The 12,376-nt window shown below is 66.6% G+C and carries 6 protein-coding genes; 5 read left to right on the top strand and 1 reads right to left on the bottom strand.

From position 1 onward, the window contains the following. Positions 1 to 1,544: 1,544 nt before the first annotated feature. The 5 genes from VF612_RS15710 (at position 1,545) to VF612_RS15690 (ending at position 9,998) form a co-directional block, all read left to right on the top strand. Entirely contained in the window at positions 1,545 to 2,174 is a 630-nt protein-coding gene (locus tag VF612_RS15710) for a hypothetical protein (protein ID WP_408660791.1), read from the top strand. 87 nt (positions 2,175 to 2,261) lie between these two features. Continuing rightward, positions 2,262 to 2,879 (top strand): hypothetical protein, encoded by a 618-nt coding sequence (locus VF612_RS15705; RefSeq protein ID WP_408660790.1) that lies wholly within the window; start codon positions 2,262 to 2,264, stop codon positions 2,877 to 2,879. Between the two features lie 134 nt (positions 2,880 to 3,013). Beyond that, positions 3,014 to 3,508: a hypothetical protein gene (locus VF612_RS15700; RefSeq protein WP_408660789.1), complete on the top strand. Its 495-nt coding sequence runs from the start codon at positions 3,014 to 3,016 to the stop codon at positions 3,506 to 3,508. Positions 3,509 to 3,597: 89 nt separating this feature from the next. Beyond that, complete coding sequence (locus VF612_RS15695; protein ID WP_408660788.1) at positions 3,598 to 4,764, top strand: hypothetical protein; 1,167 nt, start codon at positions 3,598 to 3,600, stop codon at positions 4,762 to 4,764. Beyond that, positions 4,764 to 9,998, top strand: a complete 5,235-nt coding sequence (locus VF612_RS15690) for a hypothetical protein (protein ID WP_408660787.1) — start codon at positions 4,764 to 4,766, stop codon at positions 9,996 to 9,998. Before VF612_RS15695 ends, VF612_RS15690 begins: the two co-directional genes overlap by 1 nt. Here VF612_RS15690 and VF612_RS15685 read toward each other — a convergent pair. Then, a partial coding sequence (locus VF612_RS15685; RefSeq protein ID WP_408660786.1) for a hypothetical protein occupies positions 9,995 to 12,376 on the bottom strand: 2,382 nt, incomplete at its 5' end. The two genes, VF612_RS15690 and VF612_RS15685, sit on opposite strands and share 4 nt — an antisense overlap.

Below are 12,376 nucleotides of genomic sequence, written 5' to 3'. Positions count from 1 at the left end.
GGCCGATCTTGCACGGCTCGAGCAATCACCGATGAACGGCTCCAGCACTCTTCAAATCCCGCATCATCTCCGAGCGGCCGAACAGGCGCTCTTGGCGCCGCGATGCAGTACATATGCACATGGGCGCGCCAATCCACCGACCCGGTGCTGCGCACATATGTGACCAGCCCTGACGACGAACATGGCATGCGCACCCTGGTCGGGGAGGGCCATGGCCTGGTCGCCGCCCTCATGGCTGGCCGGGCGATCGACCGGTCGCTGCGCCCTATTGATCGTCCGCTTCGGCGGGTGGCGCTCCAACAACTCGACGAAAGCGCGGATCGGAGGGGCGACTCGGGCCGGCCTGACGTGCGTTGTTCCTCGCCGCTGACCATACGCTGCGGACGGCTCCGCCCGCTCTCTACCGGACCGGGGGCGGCACTCCGACGGTCCGCAACATCACCGGCTTCATCGAGCTAGCAGGGCACCTGCTGTCACTCGGCCACCTCGGCAATTCGACCGCGGAGCGCCCTGACAGCGCCCAGAAGGCTGGCTGCCGTCGGAATGATCCTGCGCGAGCTGTTCGTGAATACCGACCAGTGGGCACGCACCGACGCTGAGAATCGGCGGCTGCTGCCCTCGGTCCGGCTCGTCCATTCGCGCTGGGTTGCCGAAGGCCTCGAGACAATGCTCAGGCGAGCCGCGGGAGATCCTGGTCTGCATCGATATCTCTCGCACGACGTCCACGCGGGGGATCCGCGGCCCCTTGCAAGATCATAGACTTTCGCCGCTTCATCGAGATTTCCGTGCTAGACACCGGGCCCGGGGGTGGCGGCAAGACAGCTTCGTCACCGACAAACCGGCCCCGAACCCGACACCGAGCAGGAGTACGCGGCTCTGGTCGATTGCTTACGAAGGAACATGGGGACTTCCACGGACACTCACCACGGAGCCGGTCTAGATCTAGTCCAACGCACGACCAGCGCTTTGCGCGGTTACCTGCGAGTGCGCAGCGGCCGGCTCGCCCTGGAACGCGATTTTGTGAGAGATCCCTACCAACCAGATGTCGACGAAACAGAACCGTGGCTCGGCGATTGGGGCAGCGGCAGCCGTTCGCCCACCCTTGCTCCGAGCGTCGCGGGCACCCTGTTCACCACCCTGATCCCGATCAGGCTTCGGCAAGGGGCGCGGACCGAATGACCTCGGACAAGCTGTGTCGACCGGGACTGCCTTCTTCGTGTTCGACATGCACGAGGATATGCCGGGCCAGGCGAGGAAAACGACCACGGTCGTGTACTCCTCGCGTCCGACGGTCGATCCATTGCAAGCGGCAGCCGCCTTGAGCGCGCATCTGGACCGGTCATTGCCACCCGACCGTATCCTGCTGCTCGCAGCGATCCCGGATGACGCGGCTCTGGCCGCCGCCGCCGCCGCCGACCCGTATCTACAGGACCGGATCCCCACGGTCACCCGTTACATCCGTACACCGGTGTTGGAGGCAGCCCAGCTCACCTTGGAGGGTGACGTGGTGGTCCTGGGCGCCGGGGCGAGCAGACCCCCTCTCGATGTCCAGCCGAACGGCCCTCTTCCGGGCAGGACTGCACCAGATCTACCGGGACCACCCAACAGCGATCCTGAACCCGAAGACGAGCTATCACTTCGTCCGACCCAGCGGTCGTCACACCGGCCACTTCCTTCGGGCCGCCGAAACCCTGCGCTACGGGGCGCAGATCTCCTTCATCGCCGCCTCGATCCTGCCCCACCTCTCGTTGGACGAGATCTCCTGCATCTACACCGATACCTCCGCGATCAATTCCGTCGCCTACGCGCTTCTGGAGATCTGGAGCGCGCTAGTACCGAGCCTCGACCGGCCCACGGTCGACAGCTTCGGCAGCTACGAGGGCATCCGGGGCGGGTGCGATTTCGAGCCGCGGGAAGGTTGCCTGTGCCTCATCTCGGCGGCTACGTCCTCCAAGATGGTCGACGAGATCGAGCAGGAGCGACTGGTCCCGCGTGCCCATCAGGTCATCTTGTTCTACGTCGGGCCATCACTGGGCGACACCACCAACATCCTGTGCGATTTGACCAAACGTGACGACAACCCCTCCGGTACGGTCGAGATCTTCGAGGACTGGGATCCGCAGGACTGTCGCCTCTGCCCAGCAGAATCAGATGACTGTAGTCATCACAGGTGATAAATTTCTTCCGGCAGGTCCGACCGTGATACCGAAGATGCTCCTCGCCACCGATGCTCCGTCCTGCTGAGCAGGCTGGCGGAGAGCTTGCACGGTCAGGAAGCGGTCCGCTGCCACGTCGCGACCGGCGGCACGCCACGCACGCTCTACCTCGATCTCGCGGCGCTCATAACACAGGCGGACAGGACCCAGAACAGCATCGTCGCCCACCTCGACCGATGCATAGCGCGCGACGTGCCCGCCTCCACATCGGCGATCGTGCACCTCGAGGACCCGGACTCGGTCGCACTCGCCAGCCGCATAAAGGCGCATCTCGTCGGCTGTGGCCGCAGCGAGGATGCGGTGCCACTCATCAGCGCCGCTGATCTGGTCAAGAACCCCGGCAGCCACGTCTTGGGCATGGGAGTCGTTCTCGTGGTAGCCAGCGTTGTGGTGACTGGGCGCAGTCTGCTCTTAGTCAGCCGTGTGCTGCGGCGCGCTCATGAAGACGGCTCGATCATGTACTTCGTGCTCGTAGCGCGCATGTCCGACGAGCAGAGGTGGAGGGACACGAAGAGCAATCTCAGATACGGACGATCCCGCCCTGGCGAACATAACCTCACAGTTATCGACACGATCGAGTTGCCGGACGACCGCGACGCCGAGGAGACCACTTGGGACGCCGAGATCAGGTTCTGGACAAGGATCATCGAGTGCTCGATCTAGGACCGCGATGAAGCGCTGCCAGCCGAGACGGCCATCGAGAATCGTGTCGCCCGGCTCAACACGGCAGTTGGCTCCGGCGGTCTGCAAGACGACCTGTCTTGCCGCGATTCCGAGCCAATGGCACAGATGCGCCGTTGATCCTGCAGCCCAACTTCGCGTTCTGGAAGTTTTCCTACACCGGAAGCACCCAAGCAGAAGTGTTCCTGACGATCACCGCGATCCTTCACTGCCTCAGGCAACGTCGGTTATCGAAGCACGCCACGCTCTTTCGCGAACACAATTGGACGGTCCTCGCGCCAGGGAATTTCGCCCGGTACAACGATGCGGTGATCCAGGCTGCGCTGCTGCGGGCCGCTCGCGATTTCGAGCTGGATTACGAGCGCAACGACGCCACGAGCCGCGAGATGGCCGAAATCCTGCGTTCGATATTTGCCGCCTGGCATGAGGACGAGGGCGCCGCCAGTGCGGAATTCCTGATGTTCATGGCACAGCGCAAGCTACGGTTGCATCCCGACGATGCCCGCCGCTGCCTTGAAGCGCTTCATGCTGACAAGAGTGAACTTCCTGTCCTATTGATCACGCTGCGTGACGCCGCTACCCGCATGGTCAAATTGAATTACCCGCGTTGAACACCGTCTTGGTCGAGCCTGGTGGCGAAGTTCGGGGTCAACTAGTGTTCGTGCCTAATTATCGAGAAAGCGTAATTACTGGGGGACGCATGTCCGGCACGATGCTGTTCGTTCACGGCACCGGCGTACGTGGCGAGCGATACCGCGCTACGTTGGCGACGGTCACCGCCCAGGCGGCCGCGCACGGACTCCCCGAGGTACGGGGCGTGCCCTGGGGCGATAGGTACGGCGCTCCGAGTGGGGCTGGCAGCCGGACGACTCCCCGGTACCAGGCCACGCACGGAGGCCGGCGTCTGCCTACCGAGCAGGAGAAGCTGGCCGGCCTCTGGGCGGTGCTCTACACCTACCCGTGGTTCGAGCTCGAACTCGCCGCTCACGCCGACCAGCAGGACGCCGACGAGGGATACGACGATTCTCCACAGCAACTGTATGAACAGATCGCGGGTTTTCAGGCCACCCCTGCTCTGACGGCCCGGCTCGCGGACTTGGGCCTGACTGAGGCATTCCAGTCCGCGCTCACTGACATCATCAGCTGCCAGGAATTCTTCGACGCCATCAACAACGAGGCGAACGATCTGTTCGAGCTGCGTCGCCTCGTCGCCCGCGCGGTGGTCGCACGGGCCCTCATCGTCCAAAGCTCAGGTCCGTGGACGTGGATCGAGCCTGCCGACCGCGACGAGCTGGCCAGCAGGCTCACAACGGAGCTCGGCGTCGAGATGGGCGTATGGGATGCGATGGCCGGCAAGTCCAAGCAACTGGGCTGGCGGCTTGCCGAATCGTGGTGGCAAAGCCAACGCGGAGCCTTCACGGACACAACATCGCCCTTAGCCGGTGATATCTTGCGCTTCCTCGCACGAGGCGACGAGATGCGGAGCTACCTCGCCAGGCAGATCCGGGCCGTGACTCCGCCGGTCGTGCTTCTGGGACATTCGCTGGGCGGAATAATGTGCGTTGATCTACTGTGCCGCAAGCCGGTTGGCGGCGTGCGGGCCCTCATCACGGTGGGATCGCAGGCACCCATGCTTCACGAGCTGGGCGCCCTGCCGGCGCTTGCAGCAGAGGCGGCTCTGCCGGAGGACTTTCCGCCCTGGCTGAACGTCTACGACGAGCGCGACATACTGTCCTACCTCGCCGCGCCGATCTTTGACGACGCCATCGACTTCGAGATAGCGAGCGGGCAGCCTTTTCCGGCTTCACACAGCTCGTATTGGACTGCCCCATTGTTCTGGCGACGACTCGTAGAATTTCTCGCCTGATGCTGGATGACGTCCTGGTCCTGTCGGTCGGTATCGAGTCCTACGGTTCGGCGTATCCCTCACTGCACGGCCCGGCCAGCAACGCGGCCCGGTTCGCTCGATGGGCCATCGAGCACGGCATCCATCCGCGCAATGTGGTGGCGGCCCTGTCGTGCCTAAATGATGAGGAGCCAGATGTCGGGGGCGCCTGCCGCGTCGAGGCCGAAGCATCGGTGATCGAGACGGAGCTAGGAAGGGCAGCGGGCTATGGAACGCTGGTGATGTACTGGTGCGGTCACGGCGCGCTGGTGGAGGGGCATCGCACCCTCTTGACCGCTGCCGCCCCAGAGAGCCGCTCGACCTACCTGGATATTGACAACCTCAGAGCTTATTTGAACCGTAGACCCTTCGCCCGAACCCGCAAGCAGATCTTCTTCGTCGATGCGTGCGCATCGCTAGCTCCTCGGCTGGGTGTACGCCATCATTTGTACGACTTGCAGTCGCCGCATACCAGAGCCATACCGGGACTCACCCGCTGGGGCTTGTACTCCGCAGCGGAGGGGCAGCCAGCCCAGCTTGATGCTGACGGAACGGTGTTCTCGAACACTTTGTTCGACTGGCTCGAGAGCAGGCCGAGGGACGACTCCCCGCTGTCAGATCTGGAAACGTTGGCCGACACCATCAATCGGTCTTACCAGCAGGCAGAAGATGGCCGCCGCCTTCGCCAGGATATCGAGTTCCGCGTCGAACGACCCGGCGCGCTCAGGCTCTTGGGTACCTGGGATAACAGCTACCGGCGAGGCATCGCGCAGCAACTAGAGGACGAGCAGAAGGACGACCTCAGCGGTCCACTCAGCTCGGGCATCACGACGTTCAGAGGCCTCGACCGATCTAAAGGACGCGGAAAGGCGCTGGCTGACTTGACGAGCTGGCTCGCCCGACCTTCAGCGGAGCTGCGGATCGTCACGGGTGAGCCCGAGTCCGGCAAGACGGCGCTGCTCGGGGCGCTGGCGGTAGCAGCTAGTCCGTTGCGCCACACCGTAGGTTTCGCCCATGATCTCGGGCTCCCGCCTCGAGCCTTCGATGCCTCGATCGTCGCAACCAACCGTCCGACGCGACGCCTGTTGGCACATATCGCCCGCGCGGCCGGTCTGGAGGAGACGGTCGTCGCGGAGATCGATAGCTCACACCACAGCCTGAGGTGGGCGGTCGATCTCCTGCTCGAGCTGCCCGTCGCCGAGCCGAAGACGGTGCTCATAGACGCCGTGGACGAGGCGGCCGATCCGGAGCATCTCTGCCAGGACGTGTTAGCGCGGCTGATCAACGGCGACGCCGGAATCCGATTCCTGCTCGGCGCTCGACCGAACGTTGTCGAGCTGCTGCGAGAGAGCCTGACCCACGGGTTGAGCGATGCCGCGATCGTGGACCTCGACGAAGAGTACGCAGATCCCGCTGCGCTGCGCGAGGCTGTGCAGGATGCGCTCAACCGGGTCGAAGTCGACGGCCGGCGCGTCTGGAACGAAGACCGGAACCAGTACGATTTCGTGGCCGATACCATCGCGGAGGTCGCCGGCAACTGTTTCGGTGTCGCAAGGACGCTAGCCGCCGCACAGGAGGATATCGACGCCACCACCCGACTGGACTGGCCGCAGAGGCTGCCCGTCGAGGCCGGCGAAGCGCATTACCAGGGGTTGACGCGCAGGTTCGGGCCGGGTGCCGAGCAAAGGGTCGTCGGCCTTCTCCTGCCGCTCGCCTATGCGCGCGGTGAGGGACTGCCCTACGAGGACCTGGTACAGCTGGTTCCCGCCTTGGGAGGCTCTGGTGAGCCCGGCCGTGACGAGATCCACGAGCTCCTGAGGGGGCCCACCTCCTATGTCGAGTCCCGCCTCATCGGGACCGACACGGTGTACCGGATCCGCTTCGACAGCTTGACGGGCTACCTGCGCAAAGACCGTGCAGCGCCAGCTGACGAGGCGGCGATCACGCGCTGCCTCGTTGCGGCCGTCATTGCCCGCCGTAGGGGCTGGAGAGACGCGCGGGTCTCCCGCTACGTCCGCACGCATCTGATCGAGCACGCGGTCTGCGCGCAGGACCACCAACTCGGCGAGCTGCTCACCGATGGTGGATTCCTGCTCGTCGCCGATCCCGCTCAGGTGCTGACGCACTGCGCGAGAATCGAGGACGGTCCGCTGCGGGCTGCGCTGGCCGCCTATCGGGACGCGCTCCCCCCGGCCAGCGGCGATCCTCAGCAGGATGCCGCCCGGCTTCTGTTCGCGGCCCGCTGCCGCCGCGTGGACCGGCTCGCCGAGAGCCTGCAGCCGCTCGTCTCCGGCGCAGGCGCCCCCTCGACGGTGTGGACCGCTTGGCGGCAGGAGACGCCGCATCGGCGGCTGTCCACCCGGCCACATCACACCCGGCAGCTCGCCGCCGTCAGCACGGCTACTCGTGCTGCGCTGGTCAGCGCCAGCGGTGACGACCTGTGCTTCTGGTCATTGGCAACCGAGACCGAAAGCCCCGCTGCCCGATTCAACGTCCGCGTCAACTGCCTGACGGTGGAGGCAGGCGGCGAGCATCCGCTCACGGTCGTCGCCACGTCCGAGGCGCTCTCGGTCCGTCATGGCGTCACGGGTGAGTGTGAGCCCGGCGAGGACTTTGCCCTGTCATCACCGCCCTGCGCGCTGGCCACCGCGTGGTTGGCGGATCGGCTCGTGGCAGTCGTCGGCGATGCGGAGGGCGCGGTGCGCCGGCTGGAATGGAGCAAGAGCTGCTGGTCGGAGCGAGGCGGTCGCCAGAGGGTGCACTCCCGCGCGATCACGGCGCTGGCGGTTGTCGGCGCCGGGACGGATGCCCGCGTGGTGTCGGCGTCGGTCGACGGCTCCGTTCACTGTTGGCGTTACCTGAGTCCACACCTGGTCGAGCGCTATTCCGGGCATTCCCGCATCGTCCGGGCCCTCGTCGCTACCGAGCGCGTGGACGACGACGGTGATCGGCATGCCGTCATCGCCTCAGCCGGTGAAGACGGCATCGCCTGGATCTGGGACCCGGCGAAGCCGTCGGAACGCGGCCTGCAGCTAACCGGTCACGACGGGTGGATCCGCGCGTTGGCTCAGGTTCAGCTCGGTGGGCGCAGACTGCTGCTGTCCGGCGGCGATGACGGGCGCGTCATGGTCTGGGATGTGAACACCGGAACCCGGGTCGGCGCGCCCTACCGCGGCCATTCCGACCGAGTGAACGCGCTCGCGGCTGCCGAGCTGGATGGCCGAGTCACGGTCGCCTCGGCCGGCGCGCGGGGCGCCATCCGAATCTGGGAGCTCGCCGAGGCCGGTCCGGTCGGCGAGCCATTCCACGGGCACAGCGGGCCCGTGCGGGCACTGGGCGTCATCGCCGGACCCCCCGACATGGAGCGTCTGGTGTCGGCAGGCAGCGATGGCGCCGTGGTGCTCTGGGATGGCCGGAGCGGGCTGCCGTTGGGACGCCCTGGAGCGCACGGCGCCGGTTGGGTCGGGACCGTGCTGGTCTCCGGCGCCCCGGACGATCCTCAAGTGACAACCGGTGGCGCCGACGGCAAGGTGCTGATCGCGCGCGCCACCTGGGCCGGGCTGCAACCGGCGCAGCCGCCGCTGGCAGACCAGCTCGGCGGCTGGATCTCCGCGCTCGCCGGAGATGGTGACCACGTGCTCTGGGCCCGATGCGCCGTGCGGCGGTCCGGTGGAGAGCCGACCGTCATCTGGAGGACGACGGCCTCGGATTCGGAACCGCCCGATCCGCTCTACCTGGGGCATCGCGATTGGGTCCGTGCCATCGCAACCCTCGATCTTGTCGGCGCAGAGGGGTCCCGCCGTGTCGCCGTGTCCGCCGGCGGTGACCCCGAGCTCCATGTCTGGGACGCGCGCACCGGAGAGGAGATCACCCGGGTCGCGACCGGTGCTTGCGGAGACATCCGTGCGCTGGCGGTGGCGGTCGACGACGAAGGCCCGCTCGTTCTCGGCGCAGGCGACGACGGCTGGATCAGGCCGTTCCGTCCCGGCTCCTCGCCGGAGTCGGCGTGGCAGCAAGGCACCCCCTGGAAGGCCGGTGCGGATGGGGTTCACGCCCTCGTCGTACCGGCCGACCAGCCGGGCGTCGTCCTTAGCGCCGGCGCCGACGGCTGGGTGTCCAGCTGGGCAGCCGATCCTTCGGCCGACCACGATGTCGAGTCCTCGCGGCTGGCGCGCCATGCCGGTCCGGTCCGGTCACTCGCGATCGGAAGGCGCGCCGGTCGAACGGTCGTGTATTCAGGCAGCGACGAGGCGGCCATCGGCGCCTGGTACCTCGACGACGGGCGGCCGGTGCTCCCGGCACACAGCGACTGGGTGCGGTCGGTGAGCGCCGGCGTCTGCGATGCAGGCCCGGTCGCGGTCTCTGCGAGCGACGACGGCACGCTGTGCGCCTGGGATCTGACGAACGGCATCCAACTCTGGAAGGCCTCCCACGCGCATGGCAGGTCCGTTCGCGCCGTCGCATGCCTGGGAGTGGGCAGCAACGCCGTCGTGGTCTCGGGAAGCACGGCGGGTGACCTCCGAGTCTGGAATCTCGCCGACGGCACGATGCTCTGCTCCCCCGCCGAGCGACACGACGATTGGGTTCGCTGCCTGGCTGTCATGGATCGGGTCCTTGCCTCGGGTGGGGGCGATGGCGTCATTCGCATCTGGGAGTGGGACGGGAGCCTCCTCCAACCGGTTGGCAGCCCCTACCGGGCCGATGACGACCCGCGGTGGATCCGGACGATCGCCTTGGCGAGCGGGCCGGACGGCTGGCGGGTGGCGACCAGCGACGACGATGGCCGGTTGTTGATCACCGGGATCGGAGGCCCGGCATCGAGCAGCTTCTGTCTTGCCACTCCGACCAGGACGCGCGGGGTCGCCATGGTGCAGTACGGGGGCGAGATTCACACGGTGTTCGGGGACCAGAACGGCCGAGTGTGCGCGTGGAACCCGGGCGATGGAAGAGCGCATCATCTTCTTACGGTCAACGGCGAGATAACCGCGCTGACCGCCCATGACGGAGCAGCCGGCGAGTTCGATCTCCGTGCCCGCCTGGCGGTGGCGAGCGGACGGCAGATCTCGACCTGGTCATGGATCGAGAGTGAGCAGATCTGGCGGCCGGACTGGAAACTGGCTGTCGGCGCGGAGGTGCTCTCGCTCGCGTTCTCCCCCGATGCCGACCGGCTGGTGCTCGGGACCCGGATGGGGGTTGCTGTCGTCACGGCCGGTTAGGCGCGGCCACCCTGGCTTCCGACGTTGCCGAACCCGGTGCTGAGGTCTCGGTAGTAGCGGCGGTACCAGTCGGGGTCATGCTCGTCAGCATCCCTGTCCGGTTTCCGTGCGGCGTACTTCGCCGCGACCGGCGGGCTGATGTCCTCGACCTGGGATGCGGTGTTCTCCCATTCGTAGGCGGAGAACGGCAATGCGTAGTAGGGCTGGGGCAGGCGTCCCACAACGGCGACGGCAGCCAGCACTCCCCCGTCGATCCAGACCGTCTGGACCACGCGGTGGTTGCCGTCGCACAGGACGAACTCCACGTGCCCATCAGGGACCAGCGGCGGGTCGAACTGGGTGTCCTCGGTCCAGAGCTGCTCGAGGATGGGAGGGGTCAACGCCAACGTCTCGCCGAATTGACCGTACCGGGCAAGCAGGAAACCCCAGGGATCATGCCTGCTTACGACGTCGGCGGCTAGTTCCTGGTGGAAGTCGATGACCGTCTTCGCACGCTGGAGCCCGGCCCGCATCACGAAACGTTGGACGGGACGCAGGATGCCGAGCCGCTGGCCTGAGGCAATGCCAGGAACCCCTGCCAGGTCGCGGGTCCCGGCGAGCTCTGTCATGTCGAACACCATGATCACGTCCTGCGCGCCACGCCCCGGCCCTCGATCCAGCGGCCGGCGTTGCAGAGCGACCCGGCGGAATTCCATTCCCGCGTACGGCTGACCCTGTAGATCCGAGCTTTCCAGATATCTGACCCGCTCCAGCGCCTCGACCGTCGAACGGGCCGGAGCCGGCGGTTCGACGCGCTCCCCGCCAGAGGCCTCGAATGGCAGCAGGCCACCTGGCTCGGCCTGGAATGCGCCCTGACCCGCGAACCTTCCCAGTAGCAGGTGTGGCGGATAACGGCCCTGGATATCGCGTCGCTTGTCGATCTCGGCCTTCACCCAGGTCAGCACGTCCAGGTTCCGATGCTCGATCAACGGACACCTCGCCCAGGCGCCGCCGGTCTCGTCGCTGGGGGGCAGCGGAAACCAGACGCCGCCAGGCGACATCGGTCGGCTCCGCCGGACCTGAAGGTCGCTGGCGTCATCACCCAGATCAGCCGACGGCTCCCACCGGAGCCCGGAGCCACCGCGGTAGAGCGCCTCGATGGGAATGCTCCCATGCCCCGTGAGCGGCTCCCCGGCCAACTTGATGCTCGGCAGCTCGTTGAGCCAGTTCATCACCGTCCGGTAGTTGTTCCGCTCACGCTCATCGCTGGTCGGTCGCGTCTCCTGCACGAACGGAAGCAGGACGACGAGATGGTATTCGCTCCGCGTGATCTGTCCCGTCGTCGGGGAGAGCTTGCGCGACTCTAGCTGTCCCAACTCCCGGTACTCATCGGCCCACAGACCGCCCCCGGCATCCTGGGTGGCGAGGATCTCGCGCACGGCCGCCACGAATTCCCGTCCGCTGGCCGCCTTGGCCAGGTCGGTGGACCGCGCGGCTACCTGCCGGACCACGTCATCGTGCAGATGTTCCAGCAATGCCCGCGCATTGGTGAAGGCCGGCATCAGCAAGGTGTCCCACGCGCCCACCTCCGACGGCTTAAGGGGGGTATGCCGGCTGAGCAGGATCTCATACCGGCCTGCGCGCTCGCGCAGGAGAAGCAACAGGTTGTAACGCGTCCGCCGCTCGCTGGCGCTGAGCTGCGGCAACGGGCGAGCAGAAACCGACAGCGGCACGCAGCCGTCCAGTCTCCACACCTGCGCTACATGCTCCCGATAACGCTCTGCCCGAGGCAGCCACTCGGCCTGCTCCGGATCACCGGTGCCGGCCAGATCCATGGCCTGCCTGATCACCTTGCTGGCCGCGTCGTACAGCCGTCGCTCGCCTGCGCTGATGCGCGAGGCCGAGGTCAGCTTCCGGGTCGTCTGCACGGGCACCCCCGGCTCGCCATCGGGCCCGCGGGCGTAGTCCACCGCCAGTTCCATCGAGCCCTGGGCGAGGTCAAGACGGATGCGAGCCATGCCCGACATCGACCGTCCACCTTGCAGCGTGGGGGCCGCCACGACTGTGAGTTCGGCCCCGAGCCGGCGAGGATCGAGCGGAGTCGAAGCGATGTCGAGCACGTCGCGCTTATGCATGTGCGCGTGCATCAGCAGGGACGTGCGCAACCGCCGACACTCCTCCAGCAGCCCTGAGGCGTTGGCCGAGGTGTTTCGAACGTTCCTCGTCACTTGCTCGTGTGCGTCGATCGCGTCGGCCAGTGACAGAACCCGCCGGTCCTCGATCGGCAATACGTTGTGATGGGTGACCGCGAGGACGTACAGCGGCGCGCAGTGCGAGACCTTGGCGCGCAGGGTCCTGATCAGCACGCGGAAGGCGGCGAGCTGCTCCGGGCTCACCTG

The organism is Jatrophihabitans sp. (genome assembly GCF_036388195.1).
Lineage (GTDB): Bacteria > Actinomycetota > Actinomycetes > Mycobacteriales > Jatrophihabitantaceae > Jatrophihabitans_A.
The sequence above is the reverse complement of the archived record's forward strand: the minus strand, read 5'-3'. Positions and strand labels throughout refer to the sequence as shown.